A 19,817-nucleotide genomic window follows, 5' to 3' on the forward strand; every position below is an offset into this window, starting at 1 on the left:
GCGACAGTAACCGACTAGACGTTGCCGAAGCCTCCGCCGACCACCTGGGAGACCACCTTGGCCAGTTCGGCGGGGGTGCGGTCGGTGCCGTCGACAACGAGCATCCGGGCGCAACTCTCGGTCATCGAGGCGAGCATCTCGGCCAGCACCGGCAGGTTCGCGTCCGGGTCGGTGACATCCGGCAACGATTGCACAAGGGTCAGCCGCAAACCCTCGACCAGGAACGCGCGAGCCGCCCGGACGCGGTCGGCCACCACCGGGGCGGCGCCGTACTGGGCGCCGAAGACGATCCGCCAGGAATGCGGCGACTTGGCCGCCGTCTCCAGGAAGGCGGTGAGCCCCTCGATCACGTGCTCCTCCGGCGTACCGACGCTCGGGTCGGCCGGCAGCGCGGACACGATCGAGATGACCAGGTGCTGCTCCTCGCGGGCCAGCAGCGCGAGCAGCAACTCGTCGCGGTTGGCGAAGGAGTCGTAGACGACCGGTTTGGTGACGCCGGCGGCGTCGGCGACCGACTGCATCGTCGTCCCGGCGTAGCCGCGCTCGGAGAAAACCTCCAGGGCAGCGTCCAGGATCAGCGGGCGCCGGCGTTCCGGACCGAGGTGGGCGGCGCGGCGGCGAGGTTCCGCAACCGGGTCTTCGGGGCTGACCACTTGACAAACCTATCAGGCCGTAGGAAATTCCTACGGTCTGGTAGGAACCTGCCGGGGAGGTCTGTGGATGGCCGAACGTGGCAGTGCGCGCTGGCTGGAGTCCGACGACTTCACCGCCCTGGAGTTGGGTGAACTGGCCCGTCTGGTCGACCGGACCTCGGAGCGAGAACTCCGGCATCGGCTCATCGGGGGTGTGCGAGAGGTCGCGTTGCGCGAGATCTTTCGCCGGATGCCGGAGTACCTTCGCCCCGCCCGGGCCGAGGGCTTCGACGCGGTCGTCGCCTGGCAGATCACGGGAGCCGGGGGCGGCGGCGTCGACGAGTACCGGATCCACGTCCACGACGGCCGCTGCGACGTCCTGTCCGGCCACCGCGAACCGCCGGCGATCTCGGTCCGGACCGACCCCGCGACCCTGCTGAAGATCGTCACCGGCAACGAGGACCCGGTCACCGCCGTCCTCAAGCAACGGCTCTCGGTCCGCGGTGACCTGGCTCTCGCCGCCCGCCTCACCAAGCTTTTCGCGGTCGGCCCCGGCAGGTAGGTGTGGCCATCGTCATCCGCGCGTACGCTCCACGGGTGCTCACGGGAAGTTAGAGTGCCCGCTTATGGGAGAGACCGTGAACATCCACACGACGGCCGGGAAGCTCGCGGATCTGGAGCACCGGCTGGACGAGGCCGTGCACGCCGGGTCCGAGCGCGCGGTGGAAAAACAGCACGCCCGGGGCAAGAAGACCGCCCGTGAGCGGATCGCGCTGCTGCTCGATGAGGGCTCGTTCTCCGAGTTGGACGAGTTCGCCCGGCACCGGTCGACCTCCTTCGGGATGGACGCCACCCGCCCGTACGGCGACGGCGTGGTGACCGGGTTCGGCACCATCGACGGCCGCCAGGTGTGCGTCTTCGCGCAGGACTTCACCGTCTTCGGCGGATCCCTGGGCGAGGTCTTCGGCGAAAAAATCGTCAAGGTGATGGACCTGGCCATGAAGATCGGCTGCCCCCTGATCGGCATCAACGACTCCGGCGGCGCCCGCATCCAAGAAGGCGTCGTCTCCCTCGGCCTCTACGGCCAGATCTTCCGCCGCAACGTCCGCGCCTCCGGCGTCATCCCCCAAATCTCGCTGATCATGGGCCCCTGCGCCGGCGGTGCGGTCTACTCCCCCGCCGTCACCGACTTCACCGTCATGGTCGACGAATCGTCCTACATGTTCATCACCGGCCCCGACGTCATCAAAACCGTCACCGGCGAAGACGTCACCCAAGAACAACTCGGCGGCGCCCGCACCCACAACACCCTGTCCGGCAACGCCCACTACCTGGGCACCGACGAAGAAGACGCCATCGACTGGGTCAAAGCCCTCGTCGCCCACCTGCCCCAAAACAACCTCGAAGACCCACCCACCTACCCCACCACCGTGGACCTCGACATCACCGACACCGACGCCGCGCTGGACACCCTGATCCCCGACTCACCCAACCAGCCCTACGACATGCACACCGTCATCGAAACCGTCACCGACGACGGCGACTTCCTCGAAATCCAGACCCTCTACGCCCCCAACCTGATCGTCGGCTTCGGCCGCGTCGAAGGCCACCCCGTCGGCATCGTCGCCAACCAGCCACTGCACTACGCCGGCACCCTCGACATCAACGCCTCCGAAAAAGCCGCCCGGTTCGTCCGCACCTGCGACGCGTTCAACCTCCCCATCCTCACCTTCGTCGACGTCCCCGGCTTCCTGCCCGGCACCGACCAGGAATGGAACGGCATCATCCGCCGCGGCGCCAAACTCATCTACGCCTACGCCGAAGCCACCGTCCCCATGATCACCACCATCACCCGCAAAGCCTACGGCGGCGCCTACGACGTGATGGGCTCCAAACACCTCGGCGCCGACATCAACATCGCCTGGCCCACCGCCCAAATCGCCGTCATGGGCGCCCAAGGCGCCGTCAACATCCTCCACCGCCGCGAACTGACAGCAGCCACCGACGCCGGCGAAGACACCGAGAACCGCCGCCAGCAACTGATCACCGAATACGAAGACCACCTGGCGAACCCGTACATCGCGGCCGAGCGCGGCTACATCGACGCCGTCATCAAGCCGAGTGAGACCCGCTCGGAGATCATCCGCGCGCTGCGCCTCCTCCGCACCAAACGCGACACCCTCCCACCCAAGAAACACGGCAACATCCCCTTGTGACCGCAGGAGCTCCCATGACCGAACCCGTACTGCGTGTCGTCAAGGGCGACCCGACCCCCGAGGAACTGGCCGCCCTGGTCGCCGTCGTCTCCGCCCGCGCGGCCGCTGTGCCTGCCCCGGAGCCGAGTCAGTCCCAGGCCGGCGACTGGTCGGCGTACTGGCGCAACGTCCGCCGTCCGCTGCACCCGGGCCCGGGTCGCTGGCGGGCCAGCGCGCATCCCTGAGCCCGTTTGTGGGAACAGCAGTCGTATGGCCAAATATGAGGTCAACAAGGCGGCTGTCGAGCATGCGAAGCGGTTGATCGACAGCAGGCAGTACGTACTGGACAGCGAGTGGGGCGAGGTTCAGCCTGGCGCCGAGGCGCAGAACGCCTTCCTGGAGAAGCATCCCTGGGAGGAGTACAGCCACTGGCACCTCGGCCTGACCGTGGGTGCCAACGACGAGACCAAGGCGCGGTACGCCTTCGTGTACGGCGACCTCCGGCGGCTGCACCGGACCGGGTTGATCGCCTGCGTCTACCGGGCCTCCGAGTGGCGGCACAAGGACGTCGAACTGGCCGCGCACGAACTCCTGCAGCTACTGGACGCCAAGAGCGGCTAGTGGTCGTCCTCGTCGCGGCTGAAGGCCGACTCGTCGAACCACAACCCTGAATCGGTACGCCGAGCCAGTTCGTCCAGGGCAGCCCCGCTGCCGCGGAACACCTGCGGGTCGACCGGGATGGCGCAACCGTTGACGCCCAGAACCACCGTCGGGCCGTCCGTGCGCATCACCCCGGCCACTTCGTCCCACTTGATCTCGTGGATGCCGTCGTCGTCGCGGAGTGCGAGTCCGTGCCCGGTCTCCACCAGTACTAGCGAGCGGGCGTCCTTGATGAAGGTCCGGGCCGCCAGCGGCGGCTTGTAGATCTTCCCGGCCGGCAGTTCGGGGATCACTGGGCAGTGCGCCTCGGGGCGGAACCCGTACGCCTTCCAGACGTCCAGCGCCTCCTCCTCGGCGTACCCGATCGCCGAAGGCAGGGCGTCCCGCAGTACGGCGGCGATGTCGGCTGGGCGCACCTGGTTGGCTAGTGCCACGTCGATCGGCGGCACTTCAGGTTCACCCATCAGCCGGCGCATCGTGCCGGCGAAGACCTCAGCCAACTCCTTGTCGGTGGTGGCGACCTCTTCCTCGAGGCGGGCCACCACCAGAGCCAACTCATCCTCGCTAGGGCCGTTCGCAGCGAGATCCGTCAGGGCCTCACCGACCGCACGCGCTACTGCTTCCTCGGTACCTTCCCGGGCCTCGGCGTAGATGACCCAATCCATGCCTACTACCTGGCTGTCGACGACGTAGCTGTGCCCGGCGACGTGACGGCACTGCTCCTCGATCCTGCTCTCCAGCACCCTCATCGCAAGGCCAGGAACTCGCGCTGCATCACCTGTGGGCATGGTGAGCAGCACTGCCGCGCCCGGGATGCCATAGCCGACCGCTGACGGCCCATCCAGCAACCGTCCTGTAGGAAGGGCCCGGACCGGCGCCGGTCCCTGCGGCAGCTTCAGCTCCAGGCCCTCCGGCAGCGGCCCACTCACCTGCAGTACTGCGTTGCCCGGCACGAACCACTTCCGCGCGAAGGCAGTCACGTGCTCCGCGGTCAGCCCGTCGTACCCGGCGCCTTCCAGCCAGCCCAGCCCCGGGCCTGAGGCGCCGTACCGGACGAACAGCAGGAACGCGGCCATCGGGTGCGCGGCCCAACCGTCCTCAGCAGCCAGTACTCCGGCCTCGACCGCGAGCCGATCCACCGGCGGCTCGGCCAGCGCCGCGCAGAGCCGGTTCAGGAACTCCCCGACCCGCGCGGGTGATCCCGAGGCGGCGAAGGCCGTCGTCATCAGGTCGACCTCGGCCTCGACCTGGATCGGCAACTGGCGGACCGTGCTCATCACCAGGTGCTCGACCGTGTGCGCGACACCGATGGTGCGCAGGGTCTCGTCCTGCGCGCCGACCGCGAACGTCAGCGTGACGTCCGTGTGCTCCTGCGCGGCCCGGTGCCGCAGCAGCCGGACGCCGTCGATGTACTCGCTCTCGATCACCGGCGAACTGTACGCCGAGTCAGTTCACGTTCCCACGCGAGGCTGTGAAGGTGTTGCAGGTGGCCGGGTTCCCGGTCACGAACGACTTCCCCATGAAGCGCGCCTGGCTGGCGGCGCTGCCGTGGGTCCCCTTACCGGGCGGGTCACCGGCCGTGACGACCCACTTGTTCCACACCCGGAGCAGCAGCCCGTCGATCGGGTAGCTGCGCTTGTTCGAGGCCAGGAACACGCCTGCCAGGCAGTTCGCCTGCAGCTCCGTCCGGCGCGTCATCAGCGTCCGGTCGTCGTAGTTCGCGGCCTCGTAGCGCAGCTTGTGGGCGGCCTCGAGGATGCCCGTGATGCTCTGGACGGCATGGCCGTACTCGTGGGCGATCGACCGGGTGTACCACATTCGCGCGTACGCCTTGGACTCCGCGTCGGAGTACTGGTTGTACGACTTCGAGAAGTTGTCGACCTTCATGTACATCATGTGGTTCGTGCTGCAGTAGAACGGCACGGTGGGCACGCCGCCACTGCAGGGCGAGGTGACGTTGGTGCCGGACCAGTACAGCATCCCGGGTGCTCGGAACTCCTGCCGCGCAAGGGCGATCTGCCGTGCCCACGCACGATCGAGGCAGGGCTTGAGCGCAACCCAGTACCTCGCGGCGTTCGCGTTGGTGTTCGGCCGGATGTTGGGTTCCTTGCAGTTGACCGTGCGCTGTGGGCCGGTCCGGTACAGGCTGTTCTTGGCGACGATGTCCAGGGCGGATGCCTCCGGCGGCGTCGGCGCGGTGGTGGTCGTCGGAGCCTGCGTCGGCTCGGTGGACGCGGTCTGCGTCGGCTCGGTGCCGGTCGGACTCGGCGCCGGTGAGGTGGCCCGGTAGCTCGGCTCCGTGATCGTCGGCTGGGTGTAGGTGTCGTCCGCGTTCTTCTTGATCACGCCGAACGTCCACAGGCCGGCTGCCGCGAGCAGGCAAACGCCCAGGATCGCGAACAGCGGCCCCTTGGACCGCTTCTTCCGGGGCATCTGCGGCTGCCATCCCGGCTGGAACCCGGGCCCCTGGAAACCCTGTCCTTGGAAGCCAGGCCCCTGGAAGTTCGGACCTTGGAAGTTCTGTCCCGGGTAGCCCTGAGGCGGAGGCGGCGGTGCGAACTGCGGCCCCCAGCCGAAGCTCTGCCCCTGCTGCGGCGCCACGGAGGGCGCGCCGTACTGGTACGGCGGCTGGCTGGGTGGCTGGTACTGCGGCGGGTACGGTCCGCCAGGTTGCTGACCGTATGGCGGCTGCGTCAACCCCGTGTCCCTTTCACCGACGTCAGCGTCGTTCCACTGACGAGAGAGCGACACAGTACCGGCCTTCCGGCTCAGGCGCGCGGTAGTGTCGACCAGGTGACGGACGCGACCACACCGACCAGCCCGATCGACCGGATCTCGGAGCGATTCCTCGAGGAGTTCGTCGAGCTCTCGCCGACCTCGGCGACCTTCATGGGCATCGAGGGCCACGACCACCGGCTGCCCGACTTCTCGCCGGCCGGGTTCGAGGCGCTGATCGAGCTGAACCGCCGCACGATCGCCGAGGCGAACGCGGTCCAGCCGGGCTCGCCGCGCGAGGAGGTCGCCAAGGACGCGCTGCTGGAGCGGCTCGGCCTGGAGCTGGAGACGTACGAGGCGTCCGTACCGCAGTACCAGCTGAACGCGCTGACCTCGGTGCCCGCCGAGCTCCGGCAGGTGTTCGACCTGATGCCGACCGGCACCGACGACGACTGGGAGACGATCGCGATCCGGCTCAACCAGGTCGGTACGACGCTGGACGGCTTCCGCGAGTCGGTCATCGAGCAGGCCGCCGCCGGCCGGGTGTCGGCCGTCCGGCAGGTCGAGGACCTGGCCACCCGGATCGCGAGCTGGACCGGGGCGGAAGGCGACGACTTCTTCGCCGGGCTCGCCGGCCGGGCGCCCGACTCCGCGGTGAAGGCATCGGTCGAGGCTGCCGCGGCGTCCGCGCGCAAGGCGTACGACCAGTTCGGCCAGTGGCTGGCCACCGACCTGCTCCCGCAGGCGCCGACCCGGGACGCCGTCGGCCGTGAGGTCTACGAGCTCGCCTCCCGCAACTTCCTCGGCGCGACCGTCGACCTGGAGGAGACCTACGCCTGGGGCTGGGAGGAGCTCGCCCGGATCGAGGGCGAGATGCAGACCATCGCCGCGGCGCTGAACGACGGCGACCGCGGCATCGAGGCGGTCGCGGAGCTGCTGGACAACGACCCGGCCCGCAAGATCCACGGCAAGGAGGCGTTCCGGGACTGGATGCAGCAGCTCGCGGACGCCGCCGTCGAGGAGCTGGCCGGCACCCACTTCGAGATCCCGGACGCGATCAAGCGGATCGAGTGCATGATCGCGCCGACCTCGGACGGGTCGATCTACTACACCGGGCCGAGCGAGGACCTGACCACCCGGCCCGGCCGGATGTGGTGGTCGGTGCCGGCCGGGCTGGAGGACTTCGCCACCTGGCGTGAGGTCACCACCGTGTACCACGAGGGTGTGCCCGGGCATCACCTCCAGGTCGCCCAGACGATGCTGCGGACCGACCTGCTGAACCGCTGGCAGCGGATCGCCTGCTGGGTCTCGGGGTACGGCGAAGGCTGGGCCCTGTACGCCGAACGCCTGATGGAGGAGCTCGGCTACCTCGAGGAGCCCGGCGCCCGCCTCGGCATGCTCGACTCGCAGGGCTTCCGGTCGGCCCGGGTGATCGTCGACATCGGCATGCACCTGGAGCTGGAGATCCCGAAGGACAACCCGTTCGGATTCCACCCGGGTGAGCGGTGGAACGCCGAGCTCGGCTTCGAGTTCCTCCGGGCGCACTCGCGGATGGAGACCGAGTTCCTCCGGGCCGAGCTGAACCGGTATCTCGGCTGGCCCGGGCAGGCGCCGTCGTACAAGGTCGGCGAACGGATTTGGCTGCAGGCACGCGACGACGCCAAGCAGCGCCAGGGCTCAGCGTTCGACCTGCAGGCGTTCCACCGCGACGCCCTCAACCTGGGCTCGATCGGCCTGGACCCGCTCCGCCGCGCCCTCGCCCGCCTGTGAGCCCGGCGATGAACGCACCTCGTTTTGTCCTCGCGTCGGCCTCTCCTGCGCGGTTGAAGACTCTGCGGAGTGCCGGGGTCGAACCGGAGGTGATCGTCTCCGGCGTCGACGAGGACCACGTCACCGCCGAGAACCCCGGCGAGCTCGCGCGCACCCTCGCCACGCTGAAGGCCCGCGCCGTCGTGGCCACGCTGACCGACCACGCGACCGTGCTCGGCTGCGACTCGGTGCTGGAGATCGATGGCGAGGCCTACGGCAAGCCCGGTACGCCGGAGATCGCGCGCGAGCGGCTCCGGCTGATGAGCGGCCGGTCCGGCATCCTGCACACCGGCCACTGCCTGTTCGACACGACCACCCGGCAGGAGATCCGTGAGCTCGCCTCGACGACGGTCCACTTCGCCGAGCTCACCGACGACGAGATCGACGCGTATGTCGCGACCGGCGAACCACTCGTGGTCGCGGGCTCGTTCACCGTCGACGGCATCGGCGGCCCCTTCGTCACCGGCATCGACGGCGACTACCACAACGTCGTCGGCGTCTCGCTGCCGCTGCTGCGAAGGATGCTCGCCGACGTGGGCATCGCCTGGCCGTCGCTGTGGGACCTGCCGCGCGTCATCGAGTACGACGAAACCGAGGCGGCGCGGTACGACGAGACGCGGGGTGGGACCGAGCGAGCCCAGGCCGCCGCGGAGGCGGTCCACGAGCTGCTCCCCAAGGGCGGCCGGGTGCTCGAGCTCGCGGTCGGCACCGGCATCGTCGCCGCCGAACTGGTTGCCCTAGGCAATCTGGTGCACGGCGTCGACCTGTCCCCCGCGATGCTCCACCACGCCCGCATCCGCCTCCCCGGCCACGTGACCGCCGCGGACGCCACCCACCTGCCCATCGCCGACCGCCGCTGCGACGCGGTCGTTGCCGTCTGGCTGCTCCACCTGGTCCCCGACAGCGACCAGATCCTGGCCGAGGTCGCCCGCGTACTGCGCCCAGACGGCGTCTTCATCACCACCACGCAGAAGTCCGACTCGTCCCGCTACGCGGGCGGCCGCACCCAACCCGACGAGCGCCCCCAGGACGCCCTCGCCCACCTGATAGCCCGCGCCGCTGCCCACGGTCTGATCCTCGACGGCGCCACCACCTTCTACGGCCCCCCGATGCCCTCCACCGGCACCTCCCCGCTCTACCCCTTGGTCAGATTCCGCCGCTCTGGCTCCTGACGAACCCCTCGGCGAGGTCCGGCGGGGCGGCCTGTCGCCAGGAGTCGAGGAGGATGTCGTAGAGCTCATCGCGGTCTTCGAGGGCGGCGAGGCGGGCGCGGACCCAGGCTGAGCCGGCCTCGTGGGGTGGGACCCAGAACTTCTCGGGCTCGGCGGCGATCAGTTCGGCGCGTTCCAGTTGCGGGCAGCGGACGGCGAACGAGGTCTGGTCGTCGGGCACGGTGAGGAACATCCGGCCCGCGACGTCGAAGGTCGGGTGCCGCCAGCGCTCCTTCTCCACGGTCTGCGGGAAGGACAGGGCGATGCGGCGGACATCGTCGGCGTCGAGCACGGTTGCAGCCTTTCGAGACATGATGCCGCCTATGCTCCCCGATCCGTTCGACCGGCAAGTGACCTGGGTCCGTCAGTTGCGGCGGCCCGGGAGAAGCAGGGAGAGAGCCGCACCGACTGCCACGGTCGCGGCTCCGACCCAGACCGCGGGGACCAGGCCGTCGACGTACTGGTCGGGGGTGGCGTAGGAGCCGGCCGAGGCGAAGACCGACGCCAGTACTGCGACGCCCATCGCCACCCCGACCTCGCGGATCGTGTTGTTCGTGCCGGAGGCGACACCGCGGTCGGCGTCAGAGAAGCTCGCCATCACGATGCTCGCCAACGGCGCGAAGGTGAGACCCATGCCGATCCCGGCCAGGACGAACGGCGCGACGTACGAGCCGTAGGCGACGTCCACTGTGGTGATCAGCGCGATCCAGCCGAGCCCGGCGGCGAGCAGGGTCTGGCCGGTCGCGATCAGCGTCCGGGCGCCGATCCGGTCGACGACCAGGCCGGCCAGCGGGGCGACCACCATCGGCGCCATCGTCCACGGCAGCGTGCGGATGCCGGACTGCAGCGGCGTGTAGCCCTGCACCACCTGGAAGAACTGGGCCAGCAGGAAGACCGAGCCGAAGACGCCGAGCGAGAAGGTGAAGGCGACCACGTTGGCAACACTGAAGGCGCGGTTCGAGAACAGCCGCAGCGGCAGCATCGGCGCCGGCGAGCGGTACTCCCAGCCAAGGAAGGCGGCGAGCAGCAGGCCGCCGCCGATCAGCGCGGTCAGGATCCGGCCGGAGGCCCAGCCGTCATCGGCGCCATGCACGACGCCCCAGACGATGGCGAGAACGCTCGCGGAGGAGAGCACCAGCCCCACCGGGTCGAGCCGCTTGCTGCCACCCCGCGACTCGGTCAGTACGCGGGCGGCGAACGGCAGCGCGAGCAGGCCGATCGGCACGTTCAGCCAGAAGATCCACTGCCAGTTGATGCCGTCGACGACGGCTCCACCGACGACCGGCCCGACCGCGACTCCGAGGCCGGAGATACCACCCCAGATGCCGATCGCGGCGTTGCGCTGACGAGCCGGTACTGCGCTCGCCAGCAGGGTGAGCGACAACGGCATCACCGCGGCCGCGCCGACTCCCTGGATCGCACGGGCGCCGATCAGCATCCATGGCTCGGTGGCCAGCGCGCAGGCCGCCGAGGCGAGCGTGAACAGGGTGATGCCGAGCAGGAAGATCCGGCGCCGGCCGAGCCGGTCGCCGATCGCGGCGGCGGTCAGCAGCAGCGCCGCGAAGGACAGTGTGTACGCGTTGATGAACCACTGCAGGTCGGTCAGGGAGGCGCCGATCTCGGCCTTGATCACGGGCAGCGCGTTCGTCACCACCAGGTTGTCCAGCGTGACCATGAACACCGGGATGCCAACGACGGCCAGCACGGTGCCCAACGAGCGGCGGACGGTGGGTTCGGCCGGGACCGGTGCGGCCGGCTGGTCGGGCTCGAGGGCGGTCGTGGCCATCGCGAGTCTCCTTGTTGTTATCGACTGATAACTAGAAGGTATGCATTGACTGATAACATGTCAACCGACGACGAGAGGACAACCATGACGAGGACCAGGCTGACCGCGGCCGAGCGCAGCGAGGAAGTGCTGCAGGCGGCGGTCGTGGCGTTCGGCGCCTCCGGCTACGCGGGCACCAAGACCGACGAGATCGCCCGCCTGGCCGGGGTCTCGCAGCCCTACGTGATCAGGCTGTTCGGGACGAAGCAGCAGTTGTTCCTGGCCACCACCCATCGGGTCTGCGACCGGGTCGAGGAGGCCTTCCGTCGCGCCGGGGAGCGCGAGCCGACGCTGGACAGCCTGGGCGACGCCTACAACGAACTGCTGCCCGAGCGTGAACTGCTGGTCGTCTTGCTCCACGGCTTCGCCGCGAGCGCGGATCCGGCGATCGGCGAGACCGTTCGGTCGCGGTTCGGCGGGATCCACCGACTGGTCGGCGACCTGACCGGTGCCTCACCTGAGGAGGTCACCAAGTTCATGGCGACCGGCATGCTGCTCACGGTGATGGCCGCGATGCAGGTCACCGGCCCGAACCCGGTCTCCTGCGAGTGGGCGACGGAACTGCTGAACTCCATGGGCTAGCGGTCACCCAGCGACTGCCCGGCGGCGAACCAGATCGCCGCGGTGGCGGCGGCCAGCGCGGCGACCGTGACCAGCAGCGACCCCGGTACGGCGGCGCCGCGCACTCCGGCCGCGGCGATCGCGACGATCGGACCGAGCAGCAACGCGATCGTGGCCGGCAGCAACCATCTCCGCAGCGCCGACCGGCTCACCCGCGCGTACGACGGGATCTGGCCGGCGAACGCGGCGGCCAGATGCGCCACCAGTACAGCGATCCCGGTGATGACGAGCCCCAGGGTCAGGTCGCCGGTAGCCCGGAACAACCACCCTGCGGTGACCACGACGAGGAAGCAGAGCGGTGCCGCCGAGTCGGGCAGCAGCACGCTGATCACCAGCAGGAAAGCGCCGAGAATCGGCACCAGGTCCATCTGATCCCAAGACTGAAGCCCCGGCACGACCAGCGCCACCGCGCCCGCCGCGGCCAGAGCCCCTCGAGCGACGAACGTCGCCGTACCGGACGCCCGGAGCTGGGCCAGCCACAGGGTGATCTTCTCCGCCCCGCTCATGAGCGGATCCTCGGTGCCGACGACAGCCGGGCCGCGTCCCGCAGTACTTCGTCCAGCGTCCCCGCGCCACGCCACCGAACAGTCGGTACTCCGAGGTCGCCGAGCCGGTCGAGTTCCGCGCGGCGCTCGAGCAAGCGGATCCGCCAGGCCAGCGGCCAGGCCTTGGCGTCGTGCAACTCGGTGTCGATCACGTCGGCCACATCCGTCGGCAGGGTGTCGACCGCGATCACGGTGCACCCCGAGTGCACCAGCGTGACGATGTAGCCGAGGATTCCCTCGCGCAGCAAGGGACTGAGGACGAGGACCAGGCTGTCCGCGCGGATCCGGTGGCGCCGAGCCAACTGTTGCCCGTCCTGCTGGCGACTCTTGCGATCCGCGTGCACCAGCACGTCGAGGATTCTCCGCAGGTGTGCGCGCCCACTCCCTGCCCGGACGCCGCCTACTACCGTCCCGGTGTCGATCAGACGGACTCTGTCTCCGTGCCGCAGGTAGTGCTCGGCGATCGAGGCAGCTGCCCGGACGGCGGTGTCGAGGCTGCTCGACCGGCCGTCGATGCCTTCGCTGATGCCGACCTCGCCACCGGTGTCGAGCAGGATGACGACCTCGGTGTCCCGATCGGACCAGGTCGAGGTGACGTGCAGCTCGCGGGTCCGCGCCGACACCGCCCAGTTGATCCGGCGCAACCGGTCGCCGGTGCGGAACGGCCTGACTCCGGCGAGCTCCGTGCCCTCCCCCGGCCGCCTGGACCGGTGGAGCCCCACCAGCCCCGCGGGACGCGGTACGGAATCCACTGCTTCGAAGCCGGCGCGCAGAGGCAAGGTGCTAACCGCCAGAGCTCCTGGGGACGGCACAGGCACGCGGTACGTGCCCAGTACTGAAGTGGCGATCACCTGCGGGTGTTCCAGCGAGCGGAGACCCCAGCGCTCGGAGCGCAGTCCCACCTCCATCGACACGTCGCCCTCGCTCGCAGGCTCGGCTATCGCGGCTTGCGGCGGGTCGTAGCGGAACCAGGGCGCCCGCGGCAGGGCCATGACCACCAGGTCGATGTCAGGGTCCAGCGACTCGGCCACCCTCAGCCGGTACGTCGTCGCCTGGCCCTCGAACAGCACGTCCGCGTCGAGCTCGGAGTGCAGCTCAGGCCGCTCGCGAGGCCGGAAGTAGCGTCCCCAGGCGGCGACGAAGGCCAGTGGCAGGCCGAGAACGGCTGCGTCCGGTCGACGAGAGAGCACAGCGACCAGCAGCAGAACGGCAGCCACACAGACTGCTCTGACCTGCGCGTGGGTCGGCTGCCAAGTCACTGCCGGGCGCCCACGACGGTAGGCGGCGCCGGCACGGAACCAAGCACAGTACGAACCACTGTCGCGCCGGTGATCTCGTGCAACCACAGCTCGGGCCGCACGGTGATCCGGTGCGCCAGGGCCGGAATGGCCACCGCTTTGACGTCCTCCGGTACTACGTAGTCCCGGCCCTGGATCACCGCGTACGAGCGGGCTGTGAGGAGCAGCGCCAGCGAACCACGAGGCGAGGCGCCGACCAGCACTTGGGAGTCGCGCCTGGTCGCAGCGGCCAGCTCAACGCAGTACCGGCCGACTGTGTCGTCGACCGTGACGGTCTCGATGGCCTGCTGGGCCGCCAGGAGGCCGGTTGCATCCGTGACGGCTTCGACGGTTTGGTCCTCAGTGCGGCGACCCATCCGGCGCTGCAGGACCTCCCACTCCTCGGCGGCCGTCGGATAGCCGAAGCCGATCCGCAGCATGAACCGGTCGAGCTGGGCCTCGGGGAGCGGGTAGGTGCCCTCGTACTCCACCGGGTTCGCCGTGGCCAGGACGTGGAACGGCACGGGCAGCGGGAAGGTCTGGCCCTCGACCGTGACCTGGTGCTCCTGCATCGACTCCAGCAGCGCGGCCTGGGTCTTCGGGGGCGTCCGGTTGATCTCGTCGGCGAGCAGCAGGCCGGTGAAGATCGGCCCGGGCCGGAAGACGAACTCCGAGTCGCGCTGGTCGTAGACGAACGCTCCGGTCACGTCGGAGGGCAGCAGGTCCGGGGTGAACTGCACCCGGCGGAACTCCAGCCCGAGGGCCTGCGCGAAAGACCGGGCCGCCAGGGTCTTGGCCAGCCCTGGATAGTCCTCGAGCAGGACGTGGCCACCAGCGAGGATGCCCGCCAGGACGAGCTCGAGCGCCTCACCCTTGCCGACCACCGCCTCCCCCACCCGGTCCAGCACCTTGCGGCTGAGCGCCGACACCTCGGCCAGGCTCAGCTCGGTGCCCGTGGGCCCCAGTTCCCGTTCAGTCACGGTTCCTCACAACTTCTCGATGGTCTGGACGGCCGATTCGATCTCCGCGAACGACGCCGTCTGGGTCTCGTCGTCGGTGAGCAGCTTCCACAGCTGGTCACCGGTCAGCTCCCGGGCCCGATCCGGCTCGAGGTCCGGGTCGATGCCGTGCCGGTGCACCAGCCGGTCCCGGGTCAGCTGCAGCAGCAGCGGGCGGACCCGCCGCAGGAACGTGATCGAGCCTTCGCCGGCCCGGCGCTCCCGGCCGGCCTCCTGCACCCAGGTGGCCAGGAACTGGGTCCGGTTGTCGCTGCTGCGCATCCGCCGCGCGGCGAACTTCTCGTCCTGCCGACTGGGCCAGGACGTCTCGAGCACCTGCGGGACGATCCGCCGTACCGCGAGCGAACCGAAGCCGAGCGCAAGGCCCATGGCCACGAACCACAGCGGCCTCGGCTGGGTCCCGGCCAGCCCGAAGCCCACAGTGAGCAACAGGCTGCCGACCACGGCGACGGCCAGGTGCTGCAGGAGGAGCTTGTTCATCGGGCTGCCACCGCCGCGGCCAGCTCATCCCGGAGGCGGACCAGGGCGGCCCGCGCCTCGGCCCGGGCCTGCTCGCTCGAGCCGTGCGTCGAGTACCTGGCTTCGCGGTACAGCTGGGCGAGACGAAGCAGCTCCGGTTCGGAGATGCCGCCGACGCCGAGCACCCGGACGGTGAACTCGGCGGGCGTCTCCGACAGTTCCCGCGGTACGCCTGCCGAGGCGGCCGCGTCTTCGAGAGCCACCCAGCAGGCGATCACGCCGTCGGACGCAGTACCGGAGTCGACTGCGGCGATGCCCGACTCGACCGCCTCGGCCAGCCGGTTGACCTTTACCCGCTCCCAGTCGGTGTCATCGGGCTCGGCCTCAGGCAGCTCGACTTTGCGGAGCATGCGGTAGAGGACTCTGACCAGGAGGATCGCAAGGAGCGCCGTGAGCGTGTAGACCACGGCCTGCCCGAGCACCTTCAGCCACTCGGGGAACTCGATCGGCTTCTGCTCCCTGGGCGACGGCGTAGCCTGCGGCGGCGTCGCGGTCGCCGACTCGTTCGAGGTGACGATCGGTGGCTCGCGCGGCGTCGCCGTCCGGGTGGTCTCGCTGACCGGCCGCACCGAGCCGCCCGCGGACGCCAGCACCACCAGCGCGACCGCGGCGACTCCGAGCATCACGACAACAGCAACCACCAGCGCACTACGACGGCTCGGCTGCATTCGGGAAGCGTATACCGGCTACTAGCTCAGAAACCCGTGTCCAGCCAGGGCAGGCGATCTGCGAGGAAAGCGGCGGAGGTTGCCGCCAATGCACCCTGAGTACGCTCCTCGACGAGGCCGGCGGCTCCAAGCAGACCGAGGGACGGTTTGCCGAGGTACACCGCGCCCAACTCCCGTACTCCGAGCACGAGGTCCGGCTGGCGATCTGTCTTCTCGCAGGCGGCTCCCTCGGGTCCACCAGTCAGGTGCCAGTTCCCGGCGTTCCACCCGAGGAAGTCGTCCTCGATCCCCAGGACGACGTCGACGTCGGTCGCGTAGGTCCGGGCGGCCAGCGCACGGCCGACATCGGCCAGCCGCACCCACACACCGTCAATCGTGGTCGCCTGGGCAGCTCTCGGGTCGACCAGCAGCGACAGCAGCGGATCGTCCGACGGCAGATGCTCGTACGTCGTCTCGCTGAGCAGGTCCGGATCGAGCAGGAACTGCCAGAGCGCCACATGGGCCGCGAGGTCTCGCGAATGAACCCGGGAGACGTCGAGGAAACCCCTGTCGGTGCGCCGGGTCCGGTAGTACGAGTAGCCGACGAGTTCGCCGTCCCGCTCGGCCAGGACACAACGCAGCGGTGAGGCGCCGGTGGTGTCGGTGACCACGGTGTCGCTGATCGCGTACTGCTGGAAGCGCTCGTCCAGGTCGATCATCCCCGGCCGCGTGCGCGCCTCGGCGTTGTGGAGCGCCGTGCACTGGGCCAGCGACTCGGCCGGATCGGCGAACCTGATCCGCACGTCCTCGACCCCGGCGACCTTGCGGAGCTCGCGGGACGTCCGCTTGATCGTGACGCGCTGACTGTCGGAGCCCAGGCCGTAGCCGAACCGCCCGTAGATCACCGGCTCACTGGCCGTCAGTACCGCGGCCGGCTCGACGCCGCCTTCGTACAGTTCGGTGAGCTGTTTGCGCATCAACTCGCGCAGGATCCCGCGCCGGCGATGGGTCGGGCTGACTCCGACCAGGGTGACTCCAGCCACCGGCACCTGGCTCCCCGGCACCCCCATCTTGAACGAGAAGGCAGCCGTGTGGCCCGCCAACTCCTTCCCCTCGGTGGCGACGATGCTCCGCTCCGGCTCCCAGACCTTCCGCTCAGCCTCCAACTGCGCCTCGTTCCACGGCGCCGCAAAGGCCAGATTCACCAGCCCCAGAAGCTCCTGCCACTCACCCTCGAACCGCCCGATCCCGATCGTCATACCCCTTCCCTACCAGACCGCGGTCCCGGATCGGGTAGTCCGTGCCGTTGGTGAACGCCCTGCCGCTCGCCGTCGACTTGTTGCCTGCGGCATCTTTTACCTGGAACTTGAAGGAGTAGCTCGCCTACCGCTGACGCGGCGCGCCCACAGCGAGCGGTGGCGGCCGCCTGGGGGCACCATGGAAGTACCCGGTGTTTTTCCCGGTTTCGCGCGGAAATCCGCTGCCCTGCTGAGCAAATTCGTGCACCCCCACCTCTGGACTGATGAAAACCGTTTTCATATACTCGGACCATGGCCGCCCCTCGGAAGACCCCGTTGACCCTGCTGACCGGACTCTCGACGACGCTTCGGGAGCCGGTGCTGGACGCCATGGTCGACGCCACCACCGTGGCCGTCGTGGTGGACCAGGACGAACTGCCCGGCCGGGGTGTGCTGACCTGGCGGGTGTTCGACGCGTCCGGGCCGATCGATGCCGGTGAGTTCAGCGTCGGCGACGACTGCGGTGCCTGCCAGCTGATCGAGTCGTTGCTGCCGTTGCTCGAGACATTGATCGCGCGCGAGCACTGGCAGCACGTAGTACTGGCTGCGCCGCCCGCGATGGAGGCTCGGCCGCTTGCGAGCACGCTGGTGGCGACCATGCCCGAGATAGAGGTCGACACGGTGACGTGCGTCGTCGACGCGGTCCTCCTGGTCGAGCAGCTGTCCGGTGATGAACTGCTGGACGAGCGTGGGCTGGCGCTCGGGCCGCCTGACCGGCGGAACGTCGCGGAGTTGACCGCGCGGCAGATCGAGTACGCCGATGTCTGCGTCCTCGCGAACGCTCACCGCAGCATGGCCCCGGAGCGCCTGCACAACCTGCTGCTGCATCTGAACCCGCGCACTACCGTGGTCGCGGCCGACGCCGGCGGAGTACCGGGTGCGCCGGTCGCCAAGCTCGGGCTGTTCGACTACGCGGCGGCGGAGGCGTGGGCCGGGGATCTGGCGGCTGAGGATCGGCTGCAGCCCAGCGGCGACGGTGTCACGACCGTGCTGTGGCGGTCGACGCGGCCGTTGCACCCGGCAAGGCTGAACGACGCGCTCGAGGACATCGTCGACGGCGTCGTTCGCAGCCGCGGCGTGGTGTGGCTGGCCAACCGCCCGACCCAGCGGCTGCGGTGGGAGTCAGCCGGCTTCAGCGCATCCCTGGGCACGTTGGGCGAGTGGGCCGACACGGAGCATCTCGCCGAGTGCACGGTGGTCGCGACCGGCGTCGGCCTGGACCCGGCGCGCCTGCAGGCTGTGCTCGACGCCTGCCTGCTCACCGAGTCCGAGCTGGCCACCCTCGACTGGCAGTCCTTGGACGATCCCTTCGCCGGGGTTCTTTAACCGCGGACGACGGCCAGGTGCGAGGCAGCGACGGCCTGCAGGTGGTCCAGGTCTGAGGAGACCGTGGCGAAGGTGTAGCCCTCGCTCAGTCGCCGGCGCGCCTCCTCGCCGCTGCGGGTGTGGATCCCGGCGGCGACGCCGGCCGCGGCCGCCGTACGGGCGATGAGCTCGATCGCCCCGTCGAACGTCTCATCCACGTCGGGGTCGCTCGGATACTTGCCGCCGACCGCGAGCCGGAGATCCGACGGGCCCACGTAGATGCCGGTCAGTCCGGGCGCCGCGCAGATCGCCGCGACGTTCTCCAGGCCCTGCCGGGTCTCGATCATCGCGAGCACGACGGTCGCGGCGTCAGCCTCGGCCGGAACCGGTCCGATCCGCAGCCCCGCCCGGGTCGGCCCGTACGACCGGATCCCGGCCGGTGGGTACCGCGCCGCCTCGACCGCCCGTAGTGCGTCCTCAGCGGTGTCCACCAGCGGCACGATCACCCCGGCGGCTCCCGCGTCGAGCGCGCGGCCGATCGGCGTCGCGTTGTTCGCCTCGACCCGCACCAGGCCGACCGTGCCGTTGCCCGCGGCATCGATCGCGAGCAGCCCGTCGAGAATGCCGCGGGCGTCGAGCAGCCCGTGCTGACCGTCCAGTACGACATAGTCGTAGCCGGCCAGCGCGATCCGCTCGGTCGCCGGCGGCGCGTCCAGCGTCACCCAGTACCCGACGGTGGGTTGCCGCGCACGGAGCCGGTCGGCGAAGTCCTTGGAGGTCATCGGTTCCCTTTCAGGGAGTCAGCCGAAGGAGTCAGCCGAGCAGGGGCAGCCTGATCGCCGAGGGGCCCAGCATGTCCAGGTCCTCTTCGGTGAGCGGCAGCCGTCCGGTCGCCTTCAGCACGTAGGTGGTCGTGTCCCACCCGATCACATCCCAGGCTTCCGGGCCGAACAAACCGTCCAGAGTGCGGGCAGTCACCTGCAGCGCCTCCGGATCCGGTTCGGGGGCGGCCGGCAACTCCAGGGTCAGGTCGAGGTGATGCACGGTCGCCTCCACGACCAGCGTCGCGACGAAGTCCGACGCCCGCAGTACGTGGCCCTGGGTCTCGACCTTGTGGCCTTTCTCTGCCAGCGCGACCACCGCCGCCCTGGCCGCGGCCTCGGACAGCTCTCGCCAATGCCCAGCCAGCTTCTTCGACGGCTCGGCATACGCCGACGCGACCGTCCGCAGGAACCTCGTATCCGGCACGGGTTCGCCGTCCGGCCTGGGCGGAAAGTCCTGCCAGTAGGTGACGAAATCGCGATCTGCCTCGGCCCCCGAAGGCGTGGCGAACCCCATCAGCGCCCGCTCGGCGTCGTACAGGAGGTGCACGAGCAGCGGGCCGACCGCCAGTCCTTCGCAGCGAGTCGGCCGGTCGTAGTCGGCATCGGACAGCCCCTGCACGACCTCGGTCAACCGCCCGTACGTCCGCCCAAGCGTCGCCGCCAACCCCAACGGCAGCGCACCTCGCTCGGGAGCCCTCATGGTACGAACCTAAAC

General features: G+C 69.6%; 21 protein-coding genes. 8 read left to right on the top strand and 13 right to left on the bottom strand.

The features are described 5' to 3' along the window. Positions 1–14: 14 nt before the first annotated feature. Positions 15–653 carry a TetR/AcrR family transcriptional regulator gene (locus ABD255_RS03690; RefSeq protein ID WP_344209705.1) on the bottom strand — a complete coding sequence of 213 codons (639 nt, stop codon included), beginning with the start codon at positions 651–653 and terminating at the stop codon, positions 15–17. Between the two features lie 67 nt (positions 654–720). On the opposite strand from ABD255_RS03690, the gene ABD255_RS03695 reads away from it, so the two are divergent. From ABD255_RS03695 to ABD255_RS03710, 4 genes are all read left to right on the top strand, one after another. Continuing rightward, a complete protein-coding gene (locus ABD255_RS03695) occupies positions 721–1,194 on the top strand; it encodes an SCP2 sterol-binding domain-containing protein (protein WP_344209707.1) in 474 nt (157 codons plus the stop codon). 64 nt (positions 1,195–1,258) lie between these two features. Further along, a complete protein-coding gene (locus ABD255_RS03700) occupies positions 1,259–2,848 on the top strand; it encodes an acyl-CoA carboxylase subunit beta (protein WP_344209709.1) in 1,590 nt (529 codons plus the stop codon). Positions 2,849–2,862: 14 nt separating this feature from the next. Then, on the top strand, positions 2,863–3,072 hold the full coding sequence (locus ABD255_RS03705; protein WP_344209711.1) for an acyl-CoA carboxylase subunit epsilon: 210 nt from the start codon (positions 2,863–2,865) through the stop codon (positions 3,070–3,072). Positions 3,073–3,097: 25 nt separating this feature from the next. Further along, positions 3,098–3,448 carry a hypothetical protein gene (locus tag ABD255_RS03710; protein WP_344209713.1) on the top strand — a complete coding sequence of 117 codons (351 nt, stop codon included), beginning with the start codon at positions 3,098–3,100 and terminating at the stop codon, positions 3,446–3,448. Here ABD255_RS03710 and ABD255_RS03715 read toward each other — a convergent pair. Both ABD255_RS03715 and ABD255_RS03720 read right to left on the bottom strand, forming a co-directional pair. Continuing rightward, on the bottom strand, positions 3,445–4,914 hold the full coding sequence (locus tag ABD255_RS03715) for a peptidase M16 family protein (protein WP_344209715.1): 1,470 nt from the start codon (positions 4,912–4,914) through the stop codon (positions 3,445–3,447). The two genes, ABD255_RS03710 and ABD255_RS03715, sit on opposite strands and share 4 nt — an antisense overlap. A gap of 19 nt (positions 4,915–4,933) precedes the next feature. Further along, positions 4,934–5,920 carry a neutral zinc metallopeptidase gene (locus ABD255_RS03720; RefSeq protein ID WP_344209717.1) on the bottom strand — a complete coding sequence of 329 codons (987 nt, stop codon included), beginning with the start codon at positions 5,918–5,920 and terminating at the stop codon, positions 4,934–4,936. Positions 5,921–6,280: 360 nt separating this feature from the next. Between ABD255_RS03720 and ABD255_RS03725 the strand changes: the two genes are divergently transcribed. Together ABD255_RS03725 and ABD255_RS03730 are read left to right on the top strand one after the other, a co-directional pair. Then, the gene (locus ABD255_RS03725) at positions 6,281–7,972 is read left to right on the top strand and encodes a DUF885 domain-containing protein (protein WP_344209719.1); all 1,692 of its coding nucleotides are present in this window, start codon (positions 6,281–6,283) and stop codon (positions 7,970–7,972) included. An 8-nt stretch (positions 7,973–7,980) separates the two neighbouring features. Then, positions 7,981–9,183, top strand: coding sequence for a Maf family nucleotide pyrophosphatase (locus tag ABD255_RS03730; RefSeq protein WP_344209721.1), 1,203 nt, complete (start codon positions 7,981–7,983; stop codon positions 9,181–9,183). On the opposite strand, the gene ABD255_RS03735 is transcribed toward ABD255_RS03730, so the two are convergent. Then, a complete protein-coding gene (locus ABD255_RS03735) occupies positions 9,158–9,535 on the bottom strand; it encodes an MmcQ/YjbR family DNA-binding protein (protein ID WP_344209724.1) in 378 nt (125 codons plus the stop codon). The two genes, ABD255_RS03730 and ABD255_RS03735, sit on opposite strands and share 26 nt — an antisense overlap. Before the next feature lie 51 nt (positions 9,536–9,586). Continuing rightward, positions 9,587–11,008, bottom strand: coding sequence for a DHA2 family efflux MFS transporter permease subunit (locus ABD255_RS03740; RefSeq protein ID WP_344209726.1), 1,422 nt, complete (start codon positions 11,006–11,008; stop codon positions 9,587–9,589). A gap of 84 nt (positions 11,009–11,092) precedes the next feature. Here ABD255_RS03740 and ABD255_RS03745 point away from each other — a divergent pair, with 84 nt between their 5' ends. Next, positions 11,093–11,629, top strand: a complete 537-nt coding sequence (locus ABD255_RS03745) for a TetR/AcrR family transcriptional regulator (RefSeq protein ID WP_344209728.1) — start codon at positions 11,093–11,095, stop codon at positions 11,627–11,629. Here the strand turns inward: ABD255_RS03745 and ABD255_RS03750 are convergent. From ABD255_RS03750 to ABD255_RS03775, 6 genes are read right to left on the bottom strand one after another with little or no spacing between them, the layout of a single operon-like run. Next, positions 11,626–12,174: a hypothetical protein gene (locus ABD255_RS03750; protein ID WP_344209730.1), complete on the bottom strand. Its 549-nt coding sequence runs from the start codon at positions 12,172–12,174 to the stop codon at positions 11,626–11,628. The two genes, ABD255_RS03745 and ABD255_RS03750, sit on opposite strands and share 4 nt — an antisense overlap. Then, positions 12,171–13,430, bottom strand: a complete 1,260-nt coding sequence (locus ABD255_RS03755) for a DUF58 domain-containing protein (protein ID WP_344209734.1) — start codon at positions 13,428–13,430, stop codon at positions 12,171–12,173. Before ABD255_RS03755 ends, ABD255_RS03750 begins: the two co-directional genes overlap by 4 nt. 38 nt (positions 13,431–13,468) lie before the next feature. After that, positions 13,469–14,470: an AAA family ATPase gene (locus tag ABD255_RS03760; protein ID WP_344209737.1), complete on the bottom strand. Its 1,002-nt coding sequence runs from the start codon at positions 14,468–14,470 to the stop codon at positions 13,469–13,471. A gap of 6 nt (positions 14,471–14,476) precedes the next feature. Beyond that, the gene (locus ABD255_RS03765) at positions 14,477–14,989 is read right to left on the bottom strand and encodes a hypothetical protein (protein ID WP_344209739.1); all 513 of its coding nucleotides are present in this window, start codon (positions 14,987–14,989) and stop codon (positions 14,477–14,479) included. Next, positions 14,986–15,696 carry a DUF4129 domain-containing protein gene (locus ABD255_RS03770; RefSeq protein ID WP_344209741.1) on the bottom strand — a complete coding sequence of 237 codons (711 nt, stop codon included), beginning with the start codon at positions 15,694–15,696 and terminating at the stop codon, positions 14,986–14,988. Before ABD255_RS03770 ends, ABD255_RS03765 begins: the two co-directional genes overlap by 4 nt. Before the next feature lie 26 nt (positions 15,697–15,722). Next, positions 15,723–16,934, bottom strand: a complete 1,212-nt coding sequence (locus tag ABD255_RS03775; RefSeq protein WP_344209743.1) for a GNAT family N-acetyltransferase — start codon at positions 16,932–16,934, stop codon at positions 15,723–15,725. Positions 16,935–17,225: 291 nt separating this feature from the next. On the opposite strand from ABD255_RS03775, the gene ABD255_RS03780 reads away from it, so the two are divergent. Beyond that, positions 17,226–18,299, top strand: coding sequence for a CobW family GTP-binding protein (locus ABD255_RS03780; protein ID WP_344209745.1), 1,074 nt, complete (start codon positions 17,226–17,228; stop codon positions 18,297–18,299). On the opposite strand, the gene ABD255_RS03785 is transcribed toward ABD255_RS03780, so the two are convergent. Together ABD255_RS03785 and ABD255_RS03790 are read right to left on the bottom strand one after the other, a co-directional pair. Then, positions 18,296–19,060, bottom strand: coding sequence for an HpcH/HpaI aldolase family protein (locus ABD255_RS03785; protein ID WP_344209747.1), 765 nt, complete (start codon positions 19,058–19,060; stop codon positions 18,296–18,298). The genes ABD255_RS03780 and ABD255_RS03785 overlap by 4 nt on opposite strands. Positions 19,061–19,091: 31 nt before the next feature. Beyond that, positions 19,092–19,802: a maleylpyruvate isomerase N-terminal domain-containing protein gene (locus tag ABD255_RS03790; protein ID WP_344209749.1), complete on the bottom strand. Its 711-nt coding sequence runs from the start codon at positions 19,800–19,802 to the stop codon at positions 19,092–19,094. Between the last annotated feature and the right edge of the window lie 15 nt (positions 19,803–19,817).

It is taken from the genome of Kribbella sancticallisti (genome assembly GCF_039530625.1).
Classification (GTDB): Bacteria; Actinomycetota; Actinomycetes; order Propionibacteriales; family Kribbellaceae; genus Kribbella; species Kribbella sancticallisti.